Source organism: Sedimentibacter hydroxybenzoicus DSM 7310 (assembly GCF_013403245.1).
In the GTDB taxonomy this organism is placed as follows: Bacteria; Bacillota; Clostridia; order Tissierellales; family Sedimentibacteraceae; genus Sedimentibacter; species Sedimentibacter hydroxybenzoicus.
Genome location: NZ_JACBNQ010000009.1, coordinates 108,238 through 125,658, shown reverse-complemented (window position 1 = coordinate 125,658; position 17,421 = coordinate 108,238). Strand labels below are relative to the sequence as shown.

Below are 17,421 nucleotides of genomic sequence, written 5' to 3'. Positions count from 1 at the left end.
ACTTGAACTGGATCATATTTTTTTAAATTTAATCTTTCAATAGTTTAATTGTGAAACTCATTCATGCGTTTGTCGTGATTAAATCATAAAATATTCTTTGTTATTTACATTATTAGTGATATAATGAATTGTTTTTTATGTGAAAGTAACGGAGGTTTTATGAATAACAGCTACAGAACACAGGCAATTGAAACACTTAAAAAAATATTTAAGGATAAATCCTATTCAAACATAGTGATAAACAATGATATGAAAAATGTGGAGCGTAGGTTTCTTTCATTGTACCGTAAATCTGTTTTAGGAGTTGTCGAAAATTTAATATATATAGACTGGATTATCAATGAAATGTCCGTTACAAAGACTAAAAAAATGGAAATGGACGTTTTGACTGTGCTGAGATTAGCCGTATATCAGATATTCTTTTTAGATAAATCGCATGAAAACATAGTTGTAAATGAAAGTGTCCAATATATTAAGGACAAGGGGAATGTGAGAGGATCAAAATTCGTCAATGCGGTACTCAGAAATACATTGCGCAATAAGGATAAGCTTACAGCTAAGATGAATGAATTGCCTGAGGATGAATATTTAAGTGTTAAATATTCATATCCGAAGGAATTGATTATTAAATGGAAAAAACAATTCGGCAAGGATGTTGAACAGGTATTAATAGCCAATAATACCGAGGCACCGTTGGAAATCAGAGTTAACACTCTCAAAATTCAAAGAGATGAATTGATTAAGCTCCTTGAAGAAAAAGGTATAAAGGTGTATAAATGCAAATATGCTGATAAAGGCTTGGTAATTGAAAACCCTTTTGAAATAGATAAAACATCAGAATATAAAGACGGGCTTTTTTCTGTTCAAAGTGAAAGCTCAATGCTTTCCGGGCAAATATTAAACCCGAAGGAAAACTCATTTATAATTGATATGTGTGCAGCTCCCGGGGGCAAGACACTGAATGCTGCTGAAATGATGAATAACACCGGAAAAATAATCGCAAGAGACATATATCCGGGAAAGCTGAAGCTGATTGAGAATGAATTAAAAAGATTAGGCATAAGCAATGTTAAAGTTGAAAAATATGATGCTACCGTATTAGATGAATCATTGATTGAAAAGGCAGACTATGTCATAGCGGACGTTCCTTGTACGGGTCTTGGCATAATAAGACGTAAACCGGAAATAAAATACAACAAGACGGACAAGGAATTGAATGACATAAAAGAAATTCAATATAAAATACTTGAAAATGCTTCAAAATATATAAAGCAGACAGGCGAACTGGTATATTCTACCTGCACCACAAATTTGGAAGAAAATTTCGAACTTATTAATAGGTTCCTTAAAAATAATAAGGGTTATGCTTTAGCTGATATATCAGAGAATGTCCATGAGTATTTTGATGCGGCAGGGCAGGGATACATTGAAATATATCCGCATTTACACGGGATGGACGGCTTTTTTATTGCGAAAATAAAAAGGATATGATATAATTGACAAAATTTTAATTTTGTTGAACATGTCATTGTTATGAATAAACGTAAATCGTACGCTTGTGTCATTTCGAACGTTAGTGAGGAACATCAGGTTTTGAGGATGACGAGTACGGGTAATATTCGTTTAATGACATAAAACCCTTAATGACGAAATTATAGAAGGTAAACAATGAAAAAAATTGATGGTTTAAGCTTAGCGGAAATTGAAAAAACTCTTTTAGAAATAGGCGAGCAAAAATTTAAGGCAAAGCAAATATTTGATTGGGTACATAATAAATGTGTTGATGACTTTGACAGCATGTCCAATGTGTCCAAGAAAACAAAAGAAGAATTAAGCAAAATATTTGAATTCACTCATGCTTCAATCGAATTAAAACTTGAATCTGAGCTTGATGAAACAAAAAAGTACGTCATTAAATTTGAGGACGGAAATGTTGTAGAAAGTGTATTTTTGAAATATAAATTTGGCAATACTGCATGTATTTCATCTGAAGTGGGATGCAAAATGGGTTGTCTTTTTTGCGCGTCGACTAAAAACGGTTATTTGAGAAGCTTAACAGCAGCAGAAATGCTTAAGCAAATATATCTGATACAAAAAGATACAGGTGAAAAAATATCGAATGTTGTGATTATGGGCTCAGGAGAGCCGCTTAACAATTATGACAATGTCGTTAAGTTTTTAAGGCTGATAAATGATGAGAGAGGTCAAAATATTTCCATGAGAAAAATTACCCTTTCCACATGCGGCATCATACCTGACATCTATAGGCTTGCCGATGAGGATTTGGCAATTACATTAGCCATATCTTTGCATGCTCCCACTCAGGAAAAAAGAGAGCAAATACTTCCCGTTTCAAAGAAATACAAGCTTCCCGAATTAATGAAGGCATGCGATTACTATCTTGATAAAACCGGAAGACGCTTGACCTTTGAGTACATTATGATAAAGGGTTTTAATGACGGTACTTCAGATGCAGAGCTTTTAGCAAGACTTTTAAACAGAAAATTAGCAAATGTTAATTTAATTCCATGCAATTATGTCAAGGAATCAAATATAAAGCCATCTGATAATTATGATATTGAAAAATTCAAAAGAGTTTTAGTTGATAAAGGAATAAACGCAACTGTAAGAAGAGAACTTGGAAGTGATATCAATGCTGCATGCGGTCAATTAAGAAATAACTTTTTAAATATATAGAGGTGCTATATGAGGGTATATTTCGAAACAAATAAAGGATTAATGAGAGAAAACAATGAAGACAATTTAATAGTTGAAGAAACTGACAGATATAATCTTTATGCGGTTGCCGACGGCATGGGCGGACATAAGGCGGGAGAGGTTGCAAGCTCCATAGCAATTGATACTATAAAGAGCTGCTTTATGAAAAGCTTTGAATCCGAGGACTTTAAAGCTCCTACTTTTATCATTGAAAGTATAAACAAAGCTAATGATAAAATAAGAAAGGAATCGCTGAATAAGGAAGAATATGAAGGAATGGGAACAACCATAACAATGGCAGTCGTTGACCATTCCATAAAAACGGCTTATATCGGCAATGTCGGAGACAGCAGGGCTTATATAATCAAGAATGATGAAATACGACAAATAACGGAAGACCACACATATGTACATGAACTGTTAAAAGACGGAAGAATCACAACTGAGGAAGCCAAAACACACCCTAAGAGAAATGTAATAACAAGGGCTGTTGGAAGTGAGGATTTTGTACATGCTGACATATTTGAAATAGAAGTTGAAAATGATATAATTCTTTTATGTACCGACGGACTTACCATACATTTATCTGATGATAAAATTAAGGAAACAATTAAAGAATACGGCAGTTCGGAAAGCGTACAAAGATTAATCAAATTAGCCAATGATAACGGAGGTACTGACAACATTACCATAATTATCGTTGATAATACCATTAGAGGTGAAGCTTATGATAGGTAGAATATTAGGAAATAGATATGAAATAATAGAAAAAATAGGCGGCGGAGGCATGTCATATGTCTATAAAGCCAGATGCAAGGTATTAAATCGTTTCGTTGCAATTAAAATATTGAGAGACGAATTAACTTCCGATCCCGATTTTGTAAATAAATTTAAGCAGGAATCTTTATCTGCCGCAAGCCTGGCACATCCTAACATAGTAAATATATATGATACCGGAATCGAAGACGACATATACTATATAGTTATGGAGTATGTTAAAGGCGAAACCTTAAAAAAATATATTAACAGAAAAGGCAGATTAAGTGAACAGGAAGCTATTAAAATTTCAAGACAAGTTGCGGAAGCATTAAAGCATGCACATTCCAATAATATTGTACACCGGGATATAAAGCCTCATAACATACTGATTACAGAAGAGGGTATAGCAAAGGTAACTGATTTCGGAATTGCAAGGGCTGCTACAAGCTCTACCATCAATAACACTTCTAATGTAATAGGATCGGTACATTATTTTTCGCCTGAGCAGGCAAGAGGTGGATATGTGGATGATAAATCCGATATATATTCTTTGGGAATTGTTATGTATGAAATGGTTACGGGAATTGTACCTTTCGATGCCGACAATCATATTTCCGTAGCTATGAAGCAGATACAGGAAAAACCCGTTTTACCTACAAAGAAGGCTAAGAACCTGAACATATCCAAATCTTATGAAGATATAATCATGAAATGTCTTGAAAAGCATCAGAGCTTCAGATATCAGAATATAGATGATTTAATCAAAAGTCTTGACTCATTAAACGGGTTTAATGCAGGTAACAGTACAGAGGATGACGAAATTATCGATTCACCGACAATGGTTATACCTATTATAAATGATGACGTCGATGATGATGGTGTCATTAATATAGATTTAATTGACGGAAATTCAAACAATGCTTTTAAAAGCTTTTTTGGCGGAGATACGGAGGAAGAGATAAAAAACAAACAAAAAAAAGAAAACAAACCAATGAATGATGCAGAAAGAAATAAAAATTTAAAAATAACTGTTGCTGCGGTATTAAGCGCTCTGGTAATAGCGGTAGTAGGCGGTATAATTGCATTTAAGGCTATAATGTACGTGCCTGAGGTTGAAGTTCCTGATTTGCGAAACAGGTCAGAGGAAGAAGGAAAACAAATTATCGAGGGTTTAGGGTTAGTTTTTCAGGTTGCAAAGCGTGAATACAGCAGTGAGTACGAAGAAGGAAAGATAATGGAGCAAAGTGTTGATGAAGGCATGATGCTTAAGGAAAACTATCCTGTAGAGGTTGTTGTAAGCAGGGGTCAGAAAGAAATAATCGTACCTAATTTAGTGGGAAGCTATGCAATAGAAGCAGGTATAATATTGGCTGATGCAGGATTATCCGAGGGTACTGTTGAGGAAGAGAATTCAGATACTGTTCCTGCCGGCCAGATAATCAGGCAGGATCCTATTCAAGGTACCCCTGCCAACGAAAACGACAGAGTTGATTATGTAGTAAGTCTCGGACCAAAGATAACGTTAGTTGTGATGCCGGGTGTGACAGATTTACCTTTAGACGCTGCAAAAGCATATATAATACAATATGGCTTAACCGTAGGTGAGGTAACTACCGAGCCGAGCGATACTGTGGAGGAGGGCTTTGTTATTCATCAAAGCGTGACAGCAGGCCATGAGGTTGCGTTGGGTACATCTATCTGGCTGACAGTGAGCTCGGGTAAGCCGGATACAGAAGAGCCCGGCACAGAAGAGCCCGGTACAGAGGAACCAGGTGATGGTAATGGAGACGGTGAAGACACCGGTGCTTCTGGAACTTATCCATTGACAATAACATTACCAAAGAATAAGGATGAGGTTTATATAGTAGTTCAAAAAGTAGCTGAAGGCGGAAGAGAAATAGTTTATTCAAATGACGTTGACACATCCGAACAAAGTATTATAATAAATCTTGAAGGCAAAGGAACTCAGGTTTTCGAAATTTATATTGACAATGAACTTTACGATAAAGTTGAAATAAAATTTGAATAGGAGCTTTTATGATTGAAGGTGTCATAATAAAAGGCGTTGGAGGTAATTATTACGTAGATACGGAAAGCGGATTAATTGAATGCAGAGCAAGAGGTCTGTTCAGATTAAAAAATATTAAGCCGTTGGTAGGCGACAATGTTTTAATCAGATTAACCGAAGAGGATGAAGCTTACGGTTATATAGAAGAAATCAAGGACAGAAAAAATGAAATGTTAAGACCTCCTGTTGCTAATGTTGAACAACTGCTGATATTTTTTGCTGTAACTAATCCGGAACCAAGCTTTTTGCTTCTTGATAAATTATTGATTGCTGCTGAAACAAATAATTTAAAGCCGATTATTTGTTTTAACAAATCTGACTTTGCAGATGAAAAATTAAAAAAAAAATATGAAAATATTTTTGTAAATACAGGATATAAAATTATCTTTACAAGCATGTATGATGAAAATTCAATCAATGAACTAAGAAATATATTAAAGGACAAATTAAGTGTGTTTTCCGGTCCGTCAGGTGTGGGTAAATCATCGTTGATGAATGCGGTCCAACCGGATTTTAAGCTCGAAACAGGGGAAATCAGCGAAAAGCTGAAAAGAGGGAAACACACAACCAGACATGCTGAAATATACAAATTAAGCTTTGGTGGTTACGTTGTTGACACTCCCGGATTCAGCTCCTTTGAACTAAGTGGAGTGGGAGAGTTTGAACTTAAAGAATACTATCCTGAAATAAAGAAATATGATTTCGGTTGCAGATTTATGGATTGTCTTCATAAAAAGGAACCGAATTGCGTAATTAAGGAAGCTGTAGAAGAAGGTAACATAAGCAAAATCAGATATAACAATTATGTTAAATTATTGGATGAAATAAAAAAGAATAAAAAAAATAGGAAGAGGGACACACCTTTTTAATTAGGGAAAGTCTTCGCTTGATAAAAGGAATGTCCCTGTCAATGGGAGGAAACATGAATAAATTATCGCCTTCTATATTATCCGCCGATTTTTCTAAGCTCGGAGAATCAATAAAGCTTATCGAAGAGGGCGGAGCAGATTATATACACATAGATGTAATGGATGGGCACTTTGTACCAAATATAACAATTGGTCCCGATGTGGTTAAAAGCTTAAGAGGTATAACAGAGCTTACATTTGATGTTCACCTTATGATAGAAAATCCTGATAATTATATAGAAGATTTTTACAATGCAGGTGCCGATATAATAACAGTACATCAGGAGGCAAGCGTTCATTTGCACAGAACGATTCAAAAGATTAAATCTTTAGGTCTTAAGGCAGGTGTATCCTTAAATCCTGCGACTCCCGTTTCAACTCTTAAAGAAATAATAAGAGATGTTGATATGGTTCTTCTCATGAGCGTAAATCCTGGCTTCGGAGGACAGAAGCTGATTAAAAATGTTAAGTATAAATGTGAAGAATTAAACCAAATGATAAAGGATTATAATTTAAATATTGATGTTGAGATAGACGGCGGTATAACATTAGACAACGTTGAAGATGTTTTGAGCTGGGGACCCAATGTAATTGTTGCCGGCTCGGCAATATACAAGGCAAAAGATGTTGTATTACAAACTAAAATGTTCAAGCAAAAGATGGTAAAATAAAATGACGACTCTTATTGTAGGAAATGGCAGTGATATTGATAAAAGCCATATTGAAAATTTAAATATTGATTATGTTATATGTGCCGACGGCGGGCTTGAAAAGGTAAAAAGGCTTGGACTGATTCCAAATTTAATTTTGGGTGATTTTGATTCGGTCAATAAATCTGTGTTGGAAGATTATAAAAGCTTAAATATAGAAACAGTTACATTTCCATCCGAAAAAGACTATACGGACATGGAATTAGCAATCAGCCATGCAGTTAAAGTGGGATTTAAGGATATAATTTTGGTTGGTGCATCGGGAACGAGATTGGACCATACCGTTGCTAATATGCTTTTAATAGAAAAATATCATAAAAAAGATATTAATATAAGAATAATAGACAATAATAATTTTATCCAAATCATTACTGACAGTATGATAATACCCTTCAGAAAAAATTATTACGTTTCTCTGATACCATTGTCTGAAAATATTGAAGGCTTAACGTTAGAGGGTTTCAAATATCCTCTGAACAACATAAATGTAGAAAGAGGATCAACATTGTGCATAAGCAATGAAGTATCAGAAGATGTTGGCCTTATTAAATTAAACAAAGGAAGTGCCTTTGTTTTTATTTCAAAAGATTAATATTATATAAATAATTAAGAAACATTAGGAGGATTCATGAAAGCAACAGATGTGAGAGATTTGTTTAAATCTCCGGGAAAATACAGCGACAAGGAAGTAATGGTCGAAGGCTGGATCAGGACTATAAGAGATTCTAAAAATTTTGGATTTATTGAATTAAATGACGGAACATTCATGAAAAATGTTCAGGTTGTTTTTGAAAATAATTTAAGCAATTTTGACGAGGTAAAGAAGTATCCTACAGGAAGTGCGATTACGGTTAAAGGTAATTTACTGTTAACACCTGAAGCAAAGCAATTATTTGAAATAAAGGCAACAGAAATAAAGATGGAAGCAGAATCAGAGTCCAGCTATCCATTGCAGAAAAAAAGACATTCACTTGAATATTTAAGGACTATAGCTCACTTGAGACCAAGAACAAATACATTTGCCGCAGTGTTCCGCGTAAGATCTCTCGCCGCATATGCCATACATAAATTTTTCAACGAAAGGGGATTCATATACGCTCATCCTCCGATTATAACGGCAAGTGATGCCGAAGGCGCAGGCGAAATGTTCAGAGTAACGGCACTGGATTTAGACAACATAGAAAAGCTTGACGGAAAAACGGACTATACTAAGGACTTTTTCGGAAAATCAGCAAATCTTACCGTAAGCGGACAGTTGGAAGCGGAAATATTTGCCCTTGCCTTTAAAAATGTTTATACCTTCGGACCGACATTCAGAGCCGAAAACTCCAATACTTCAAGACATGCAGCGGAATTTTGGATGATAGAGCCTGAAATAGCCTTTGCTGATTTGAATGACAACATGCAGCTAGCAGAGGATATGGTAAAGTATGTTATAAGCTATGTAATGGAAAATGCAAAGGAAGAAATGGAATTTTTCAATTCCTTCGTAGAAAAGGGCTTGTTTGACAAGCTTAATAATGTTATAGATTCAGAATTCGGTAAAATTGATTATACTGATGCAATAGAAATATTAAAGAAAAATAATGATAATTTTGATTATCCTGTTCAGTGGGGAACCGATATCCAGACTGAACACGAAAGATATTTGTCAGAAAAAATATTCGGAAAACCTGTATTTGTAACCAATTATCCTAAAGAGATAAAGGCATTCTACATGCGTATGAATGAAGATAACAAGACGGTTGCGGCTATGGATTTACTTGTGCCGGGCATCGGTGAACTAATAGGCGGAAGTCAGAGAGAAGAAAGACTAGACATGTTGGAAAAGCGCATGGATGAAATGGGAATAGAAAAAGAAGGCATGTGGTGGTACATGGAATTAAGAAAGTACGGAGGAGTAAAGCATGCCGGATACGGTCTTGGCTTTGAAAGATTAATAATGTATCTGACAGGTATGGGTAACATAAGGGATGTTATACCATTCCCGAGAACGCCGAAGAATGCAGAGTTTTAGGCGATGGATTTGCAATAGATTAGCTATGGATTGGCAATAGAATAACAATTGATAAAAATACAAAGAACGGAAACTTCTTTGTATTTTTTTTATTATGCTGAATAGAATGTAACATGGTATTTTTATTCCATTGTATATCCATTGATAGTCAATAGCATATCCACTGCTAATCCATTGCTCAGGGGGTTTTTATGAATTATTTTAAAAGAAAAAAGAAAAATTGCATTCCTTGCGGACCTAAAATAAAATTTACGGAAGTTATAGGTTTAATGATAGCTGTTATAGGCGCATTAATTATTGTGCAGATTTTGCCTATAAAAATATGGCTTCTGGTTTTTGGATTGCTTCTGATAGTGCTTGGGTGTACCTTATTTAGATTGTTTTAGTAGAAGGCAGAGCAGTAGAATTCAACAAATCTGTTTACTCACTGTCGTTCGCACAGATTTGGAATTCCTTGCATAAGACCTACCGCTATTTTTCAGAAAAAGGACTCTGAAAAACAGGGTTAGGGCTTCAAAAAAATAATGGCCTAATCAGCCACTATTTCAATGCTATACAGCACGTTGTACTTTATTTGATCTCATACATCTTGTACAAACTGTTTTTCTTACAGAAATTCCGTTTTCCACAACATTAATTTTTCTTACGTTTGGTTTCCAGGTTCTTTTTATTTTTTTATCACTATGTGTTATACTGTTGCCTGATATAGCACCTTTTCCACATACCTCACAATAATTTGCCATGCTATACACCTCCCATTTATCTAAAACCCTATGATTTTATAATTTCGATTTGCTTAAACATATCGTTTAACAATTTTAACTTTATAATTCTACCATTAAAATTTAAATATTGCAATATCAAATTTTAATTAGTATAATAAAAATAACCTGTGTTTATGCAAAAGGTATATTTTATTGTAAAATAGAGACAAAAAGGTTATAATAAGTTTACTTATTTAATATTATTAAAAAATATGTAGGAGGTATGTATGTCAGTAAAAATCATTAATGAATATGGAAATATAACCATGGATGATCAGGTATTTGCAACTTTAGCCGGTTTAGCTGCTATGGAATGCTACGGAGTTGTTGGTATGGCCTCAAGAAATGCAACTGAAGGTATTTTCGAACTGCTGAGAAGAGACCAGCTTACGAAAGGGATAAAAGTAACTTCAATAGATGACAAATTAAATATTGATTTATATATAGTATTGCAATATGGCATTAAAATATCTGTTGTTGCGGATAATATTATATCCAGAATAAAATACAGCGTAGAAACTTTTTCTGGAGTTTCAGTGGAGAATGTAAATATTTTTGTACAAGGTGTCAGAGTACAAAAATAATTGTGGGAGGCTAAAATGATAATTAAGTATATAGATAATGTTACATTCAAAAAAATGCTTTTAGGTGCCGCTGTTAATCTGGAAAATAATAAAGCAATAGTGGATTCTCTAAATGTGTTTCCCGTTCCTGACGGAGATACCGGTACTAATATGAATTTGACGGTGCAATCAGCTGTTAAGGAAATTAACAATCTAAGTGAAAGTACAGTTACGCAGATTGCTGATGCAGCCGCAAATGGTTCTTTAATGGGAGCAAGAGGAAATTCCGGTGTAATATTATCACAATTGTTCAGAGGCATGGCAAAAGGACTTAAGGGAATAAATAAAATAGACAATAAAGCGATCGCAGAGTCATTTAAATCTGCTTCTGATACAGCGTATAAAGCGGTTATGAGACCTGTTGAAGGTACCATATTGACTGTCGCAAGAGAAACAGCCGAAAAAGCTATGGCTACATATATTGATTTTGAAGATACGTCTTCGTTTTTGGAGAGCTTGATAGAGCAAGCTAAGGATACACTGAGAAGAACACCGGAAATGCTGAAAGTTCTTAAGCAGGCAGATGTAGTAGATGCAGGAGGAAAAGGACTTATATTTTTGTTGGAAGGTGCTTTGGCAGCGTTAAAGGGTGTTGAAATTAAACAGGAAAAAATTGATGTGCAGATTATTGAAACAGAGAATGAAGTATTAGGGTTCAGCAGCGAGGATGAAATTATATTTACTTACTGTACGGAATTTTTTATTAAAAATCCTTCCAAAAGTCCCGAAGAATTTTTAAGCAAAATCTATGATAAGGGTGATTCGATCGTATGTGTCGGAGATGAAAAGCTTATTAAAGTACATCTTCATACAAACAATCCGGGACAAATCCTTGCAATCGCTGTTAAATACGGTGAATTAGCTAAAATTAAAATAGACAATATGAAGGAACAATTCAGAGAAAGATTGAAAAACTCAAAACAAAATCAGGAAAAGAAGAAATACGGTTTTGTTTCAATAGGAATGGGCGACGGCATTAAAAAGGTGTTTACTGACTTAAATGTGGATGAATTTTTGTCCGGAGGACAGACCATGAATCCAAGCACTGAGGACATTTTGGCAGCTGCCGGCAATATAAATGCAGATAATATAATTATTTTACCAAATAACAGTAATATAATATTAGCCGCAACTCAGGCAAAAGAAATATCTGATAAAAATTTGCATGTAATTCCTTCGAAAAGTATACCTCAGGGTATAACCGCACTTCTTGCTTTTAAGGACGAAGCGAGCGTTGAAGAAAATATAAAAGCTATGATTGATGCAGTTTCTGAAGTGAAGACAGGACAGGTGACATATGCTGTAAGAGATACTGTCTTTGATGATATGGAAATTAAAAAAGATGAAATAATAGCCATAGGTGAAGGCAAAATCATTTCGCATGGTGATAACCCTGAAGAGCAGACACTTAAACTAATAGAAAATATGGTTGATGAAGACAGCTTTTTAATAACGTTATTTTATGGTGAAAATGTTGATAAAAAAACAGCTGAAGCACTTAAAGCGCAAATAGAGGAAATAGCCGAGGAGTGTGATGTCGAAATAATATACGGCGGTCAGCCTCTGTACTACTATATTATTTCGGTTGAATAAATAGCAGTGAACAGTGAATAATGAACAGTTGGTGAAAAATGCTTGATATTAATATACAGTATTTAAAGGGAGTAGGACCTAAAAGAGCGGAAAAACTAAAAAAATTAGATATTTTTACCGTTGAGGGTTTACTTAATTATTTTCCCGTTAAATATGAGGATAGAAGAACCGTAAGAAAAATAAACGAATTATCGGATAATTTAAAATGTCTTCTGAAAATCAAGCTTTTTGATAATCCTGTAAAATCAAGGATTAAGAAAAACATGTCCATAATAAAGCTCGTCGGAAAGGATGAAACAGGTTTTATAACCGCTACGTTTTTTAATCAGGATTTTTTAATGGATAAATTGTTTATCGGTGAATATTATTATATTTTTGGTACAGTCAAAGCTGCTTACGGCAAATTTGAAATGGTAAATCCTGAAATAGAGCTTTGCAGGAATGATTGGAAAGCAAATAAAATTACACCTGTCTACGGATTGACCTACGGACTGACAAACAACGAGCTTACAAAATTAACAATGGAAGCGCTGAAGGAATATTACGATAAAATTGAAGAGATACTGCCTTATAATATATGCGCTGAATATAAATTAATTTCAAGAAAATGTGCGATTAAAAACATGCATTTTCCTGAGAACGGCAGAAAATATAAGATATCCAAAAAAACAATTGCATTTGAAAAGCTTTTGATAATGCAGCTTGGACTTATGTCCATAAAAGGCAATTTAATAAGCAATTCTGCCGGCAATCAAATATTAAATACAACTCATTCAGATAAGCTTATAGGGTATATACCTTATAAGCTTACTAACGCTCAGCTTAAAGTAATAGAAGAAATAAAAAAAGATATGAGCATGAAAAGACCGATGAACAGATTGGTTCAGGGCGATGTTGGTTCAGGAAAGACGGTTGTTGCAATCTATGCATTACTGACAGCTGTTGCTTCGGGTTATCAGGCAGCTATGATGGCACCTACGGAGATATTGGCATTGCAGCATTTTGAAACGATTAAGGAATATTTGGCAATGGCAGATATTAATTTAAACGTTTCCTTCCTCTCCGGTTCAGCTAAATTAAAAGATAAAAGAATAATTCTGGAAGGTCTGAAAAACGGGGAAACAGATATAATAGTCGGAACCCATGCTCTGATAGAAAGCAATGTTGAGTTTAAAAATATAGGTCTGGTTATTACCGATGAACAGCATCGCTTTGGTGTCAGACAGCGTGCCAAGCTTTCAACAAAGGGAAAAAATCCCGACATACTCGTTATGACGGCTACTCCTATACCAAGAACCTTGGCATTAATGATTTACGGTGATTTGGATTTATCTGTAATCGATGAAATGCCGCCCGGAAGGCAAAAAGTTGTAACGAATGTTTTAAAGGAACAAGACAAACAAATTGGCTATAATTTTATAAAGCAACAGGTGGACGAAGGAAGACAGGCATACATAGTAGCACCTCTTATAGAAGAATCAGAAGGAATGGAGTTGAATTCTGCCACAAAGGTTTTTAATGAATTAAAGGATACATATTTTTCAGGTTATGAATTAGGACTTTTGCACGGAAAAATGAACAACACAGAAAAAGAAGAAATAATAAAAAGATTTTATGAAGGAAAAATAAAAATATTGGTTTCCACTACTGTGATTGAGGTGGGAGTCAATGTTCCCAATTCCACTGTTATGATGGTGTTAAATGCTGAAAGATTCGGGCTTGCACAGCTTCACCAGCTTAGAGGAAGAGTCGGAAGAGGTAAGGATCAATCATATTGCATATTAATAAATGAAAGCAGATCTAAAAAGTCAGCTCAAAGAATGAATATACTAAGAAGCACAAACAACGGTTTTGTAATTGCCGAGGAGGATTTGAAGCTAAGAGGACCGGGTGACTTTTTCGGTACGAGACAGAGCGGACTTTCAAAGTATGAAATTCAAAATATAGTAAACGATATTGAAGTGGTCGAAAGTGTTCAGCAAATTTCAAAGAAGCTTATGACGGAAAACCCTTATCTGAAAGGCGAAGAATACAAAAAATTAAAAAATGCAATAATAAGACTGTTCAAAGATGAAACAATAATATTTAACTGACGTAAGAGGTATTGTATGAGGATAATTTCCGGAACCAACAAGGGAATGAAGCTTTATGCACCGGATGGTATGGCGGTAAGACCGACCGGCGATAAAATTAAGGAAGCAATATTTAATATGATAGGTATTATTGAAGAGGATTCAATAGTACTGGATTTATTTGCCGGTTCAGGAAGCGTAGGTATAGAATTCCTTGCAAGAGGGGCAAGTCAAGTATATTTTGTTGATTTATCCCGTAAAAGCTTGAGCTATGTAAAAAAAAACCTTGAGTTATGTAAATTTACCGATAGAGCAAAGGTAATAATGAATGATTATGAAAAGGCAATTGTTAATTTGTCCAATGAAAATGTTAAATTTGATTATATATTTGCAGATCCTCCATATGCATTAAACTGCAGCTCAAATATTGCATTAAGGGTATTTGAACACGGGTTATTAAAATCCGACGGCCTATTAATAATTGAAAGTGATGAATCAGAAAAAGTAATTGATAATATTGATACAAACGTGATAAAATGTAAAGAGAAAATTTATGGAAGAACAAGGATAAGCATTTTTAAATATATGGAGGAACATTAATAAAAAATGAAAGTTTTATATACAGGAAGCTTTGATCCTATAACATTAGGTCATCTAGACATCATTAACAGAATTTCAGGCAAATTCGACGAAGTAGTTGTAACAGTATTTAACAATACGGAAAAGAAATACTGGTTTGATATACAGGAAAGATGCAATATGGTAAAAGGGGCCACAACTCATTTACATAATGTTACGGTTGATTATACAGAAGGTTTGGTTGTTGAATACTGTGAAAAAAACAATATTAATTTGATTGTAAGAGGATTACGAGCTGTGTCTGATTATGAATATGAATTGGCTATTTCAAGCATTAATAAACATTTGAATCATAAATTGGAAACAATTTTTTTGGTTGCCTCACCGGAATATTCTTTTTTAAGCTCAAGCATGATAAAGGATGTTGCTGAGCATGGCGGTGCTTTTGAAGATTTAGTTCCAATAAATGTTGGACAAGAAATACATAAAAAACTTGGGAGGATTTAATATGGACATACTGAATTTGTTAGAAAGAATTGAAGATATTATTGAAGAAAGCTCAAAATTTCCTTTATCAAACAAGGTAATGATAGATAAAGAAGAGGTTTTAGAAGTAATCAATGAAATAAGATTGAAGCTGCCTGACGAAATAAACAGAGCGTCCTGGGTTGCAAAGGAACGCCAGAGAATTTTAAATGAAGCGCAGGTAGAAGCGGACGAATTGATTGAAAAGGTTAATCATCAGCAAAAATATTTAATCGAAGAGCATGAAGTAACAAAGCGAGCACAAAAGTTTGCCAATCAATTGATTCAGGAAGCTGAAAAAAAGGCGACGGAAATGAAAGTCAGCGCTTACAATTACAGTGACGAAATATTGTCCAAGCTCCAGGACAGGATAAGAGAAATAAATAACATTATAGAAGCTAACAGAGATGATTTAAAAAATATCCATTAAAATGACTCGCACCTTTCGGGGACGGTCCTTTTTGAGACTAAATAAATAGTCTCAAAAAGGACCGTCCCCGAAAGGTGGTTTAAAGTTTTTCTCGATAGTTGTCCATAATTTCGGAGAACAACTCTCCCGTGGTCGGAGGAGTAAATGTGATCGTGTTTGCTCCTGCCTGTATCGTTGCGGAAATATTTTCGGGATTTGGTCCTCCGGTAGCTATAATAGGGAAATTCGGATGACTTTCTCTTATTTTCTTGACTATGTCAGACGTTTTGGAACCACCCGAAACATTAAAAATAGAAACTCCCGCTTGTATTCTTGACTCGAAGTCCTCTCTTTCGGAAACAATAGTAATTATTATAGGAATATCTAATCTTTTTTTCATTTCCATTATGAGTTCATTTGGGGTCGGTGCATTCATAACTACACCGAAAGCACCGTTTAATTCTGCATTTATTGCTATGTCTATAGATCTTTGTCCTGTTGTAATACCTCCCCCTACACCTACGAAAACAGGAGCTGAGGATACCTCTATAATTGCCTGATTGATTGCTATCTGAGGAGTAAAAGGATAAACCGCTATTACTCCGTCGGCATTATGGTTTTTTACGATTGCAAGATCTGTTGTAAATATAAGTGATTTTATTCTTTTTCCAAATATATTAATACCGCTTGCTTCATAAATTTCTGTGGGCATTTGTATCGGTTTTTTCTTTAGCACGGATTCTATGGTCGGTATAAATTTTTTATCTTTTTTTTCGGTACAATTTTTAACATTATGGCTGTAATTATCTTGAATAATACCTCTGTCTATTTCCATATGAACCTCCAATATATGCTTGATTCTTTGCATAGTAATTTTATAGAAATATTATATAATTGTTTTTCAAAAAATACAATCAATTAAATAAGATAATTGTGTAAAATTACTTTTCAAAACAAATTAGTAATTGTATAATTAGATAGTAATTAAATAGAGGATAATACAGCATTCAGCGGAGAGATTAAAATGCTTTTATTAAATAAAAAAGATAAAATGAAACATATCGGAACAGTTACCTTGGATACGGAAAGGTTTATATTAAGGCAATTCCGATTGGGTGATGTTCATGAGGTTTATGAAAATTGGTCAAGCGATTATGAAGCTGCAAAATATAATGCCTGGAGTGTGCATGAAAATGAAAAAGTAACAGAGAGCTATGTTACGGAATGGGTTGAAAGCTATAAAAGTAAAAAAAGCTATCATTGGGCTGTTGTAGATAAGGTAACTGAAGAGGTCGTCGGCTCCATATCGGTTTCTAATATTAAAAACAGAAAAAAATATTGTGAAGTAGGGTATACCGTGGCTAAAAAAAGATGGAATGAGGGTATAGCCACTGAAATTTTAAAAGAAGTTCTTAGCTTCCTAATCAACGAAGTAGGATTCGATACTGTTTGTGCCTTGCATGATATACGCAATATCGCCTCAGGGAAGGTTATGGAGAAAGTAGGAATGATATACGTTAAAAATAAAATATGCTTTTTTTTGAGCGGAATGAATCTTTTTATGAATTGCAGGGTATATGAATATAGGAGGGGAGCTTTATAAGACTATCGGTTTTTGTCAGTTCTATGAATAAACGTATACTGTTCGATTTTGTCATTCCGAGCGTCAGCGAGGA

The 17,421-nt window shown here is 34.4% G+C and carries 18 protein-coding genes; 16 read left to right on the top strand and 2 right to left on the bottom strand.

Annotated features, from left to right (window positions below):
• Nucleotides 1–159: 159 nt before the first annotated feature.
• The 9 genes from rsmB to HZF24_RS09895 all read left to right on the top strand — a co-directional run bounded on the left by rsmB (nucleotide 160) and on the right by HZF24_RS09895 (nucleotide 9,566).
• Nucleotides 160–1,491 carry a 16S rRNA (cytosine(967)-C(5))-methyltransferase RsmB gene (gene rsmB / locus HZF24_RS09935; RefSeq protein WP_179238145.1) on the top strand — a complete coding sequence of 444 codons (1,332 nt, stop codon included), beginning with the start codon at nucleotides 160–162 and terminating at the stop codon, nucleotides 1,489–1,491.
• A gap of 177 nt (nucleotides 1,492–1,668) precedes the next feature.
• Nucleotides 1,669–2,697: a 23S rRNA (adenine(2503)-C(2))-methyltransferase RlmN gene (rlmN, locus tag HZF24_RS09930; protein WP_179238144.1), complete on the top strand. Its 1,029-nt coding sequence runs from the start codon at nucleotides 1,669–1,671 to the stop codon at nucleotides 2,695–2,697.
• A gap of 9 nt (nucleotides 2,698–2,706) precedes the next feature.
• Complete coding sequence (locus tag HZF24_RS09925) at nucleotides 2,707–3,456, top strand: Stp1/IreP family PP2C-type Ser/Thr phosphatase (protein ID WP_179238143.1); 750 nt, start codon at nucleotides 2,707–2,709, stop codon at nucleotides 3,454–3,456.
• A complete protein-coding gene (gene pknB / locus HZF24_RS09920) occupies nucleotides 3,446–5,506 on the top strand; it encodes a Stk1 family PASTA domain-containing Ser/Thr kinase (protein WP_179238142.1) in 2,061 nt (686 codons plus the stop codon). The genes HZF24_RS09925 and pknB overlap by 11 nt, the downstream gene beginning before the upstream one ends.
• 8 nt (nucleotides 5,507–5,514) lie before the next feature.
• Nucleotides 5,515–6,414 (top strand): ribosome small subunit-dependent GTPase A, encoded by a 900-nt coding sequence (gene rsgA, locus HZF24_RS09915; RefSeq protein ID WP_179238141.1) that lies wholly within the window; start codon nucleotides 5,515–5,517, stop codon nucleotides 6,412–6,414.
• Nucleotides 6,415–6,467: 53 nt separating this feature from the next.
• Nucleotides 6,468–7,124, top strand: coding sequence for a ribulose-phosphate 3-epimerase (gene rpe, locus HZF24_RS09910; RefSeq protein ID WP_179238140.1), 657 nt, complete (start codon nucleotides 6,468–6,470; stop codon nucleotides 7,122–7,124).
• A 1-nt stretch (nucleotide 7,125) separates the two neighbouring features.
• Nucleotides 7,126–7,755 (top strand): thiamine diphosphokinase, encoded by a 630-nt coding sequence (locus HZF24_RS09905; RefSeq protein WP_179238139.1) that lies wholly within the window; start codon nucleotides 7,126–7,128, stop codon nucleotides 7,753–7,755.
• A 36-nt stretch (nucleotides 7,756–7,791) separates the two neighbouring features.
• Nucleotides 7,792–9,180, top strand: coding sequence for an asparagine--tRNA ligase (gene asnS, locus HZF24_RS09900; protein ID WP_179238138.1), 1,389 nt, complete (start codon nucleotides 7,792–7,794; stop codon nucleotides 9,178–9,180).
• Between the two features lie 191 nt (nucleotides 9,181–9,371).
• Entirely contained in the window at nucleotides 9,372–9,566 is a 195-nt protein-coding gene (locus HZF24_RS09895) for a hypothetical protein (RefSeq protein ID WP_179238137.1), read from the top strand.
• 165 nt (nucleotides 9,567–9,731) lie between these two features.
• Here the strand turns inward: HZF24_RS09895 and rpmB are convergent, their stop codons facing one another.
• Entirely contained in the window at nucleotides 9,732–9,923 is a 192-nt protein-coding gene (gene rpmB, locus HZF24_RS09890; protein ID WP_179238136.1) for a 50S ribosomal protein L28, read from the bottom strand.
• A 248-nt stretch (nucleotides 9,924–10,171) separates the two neighbouring features.
• On the opposite strand from rpmB, the gene HZF24_RS09885 reads away from it, so the two are divergent.
• Genes HZF24_RS09885 through HZF24_RS09860 form a run of 6 tightly spaced genes read left to right on the top strand, consistent with a single transcriptional unit; the run spans nucleotide 10,172 to nucleotide 15,766 of the window.
• A complete protein-coding gene (locus HZF24_RS09885) occupies nucleotides 10,172–10,528 on the top strand; it encodes an Asp23/Gls24 family envelope stress response protein (protein WP_179238135.1) in 357 nt (118 codons plus the stop codon).
• A 15-nt stretch (nucleotides 10,529–10,543) separates the two neighbouring features.
• Nucleotides 10,544–12,160, top strand: a complete 1,617-nt coding sequence (locus HZF24_RS09880; protein WP_179238134.1) for a DAK2 domain-containing protein — start codon at nucleotides 10,544–10,546, stop codon at nucleotides 12,158–12,160.
• 38 nt (nucleotides 12,161–12,198) lie between these two features.
• Nucleotides 12,199–14,253 carry an ATP-dependent DNA helicase RecG gene (gene recG / locus HZF24_RS09875; protein ID WP_218835285.1) on the top strand — a complete coding sequence of 685 codons (2,055 nt, stop codon included), beginning with the start codon at nucleotides 12,199–12,201 and terminating at the stop codon, nucleotides 14,251–14,253.
• A 15-nt stretch (nucleotides 14,254–14,268) separates the two neighbouring features.
• A complete protein-coding gene (gene rsmD, locus HZF24_RS09870) occupies nucleotides 14,269–14,832 on the top strand; it encodes a 16S rRNA (guanine(966)-N(2))-methyltransferase RsmD (protein WP_179238133.1) in 564 nt (187 codons plus the stop codon).
• 6 nt (nucleotides 14,833–14,838) lie between these two features.
• Entirely contained in the window at nucleotides 14,839–15,318 is a 480-nt protein-coding gene (gene coaD / locus HZF24_RS09865; RefSeq protein WP_179238132.1) for a pantetheine-phosphate adenylyltransferase, read from the top strand.
• 1 nt (nucleotide 15,319) lies between these two features.
• Nucleotides 15,320–15,766, top strand: coding sequence for an ATPase (locus HZF24_RS09860; RefSeq protein ID WP_179238131.1), 447 nt, complete (start codon nucleotides 15,320–15,322; stop codon nucleotides 15,764–15,766).
• A 79-nt stretch (nucleotides 15,767–15,845) separates the two neighbouring features.
• Here the strand turns inward: HZF24_RS09860 and HZF24_RS09855 are convergent, their stop codons facing one another.
• Nucleotides 15,846–16,580: a beta/alpha barrel domain-containing protein gene (locus HZF24_RS09855; RefSeq protein ID WP_398440753.1), complete on the bottom strand. Its 735-nt coding sequence runs from the start codon at nucleotides 16,578–16,580 to the stop codon at nucleotides 15,846–15,848.
• 189 nt (nucleotides 16,581–16,769) lie between these two features.
• On the opposite strand from HZF24_RS09855, the gene HZF24_RS09850 reads away from it, so the two are divergent.
• Entirely contained in the window at nucleotides 16,770–17,348 is a 579-nt protein-coding gene (locus tag HZF24_RS09850) for a GNAT family N-acetyltransferase (protein WP_179238130.1), read from the top strand.
• Nucleotides 17,349–17,421: the final 73 nt, after the last annotated feature.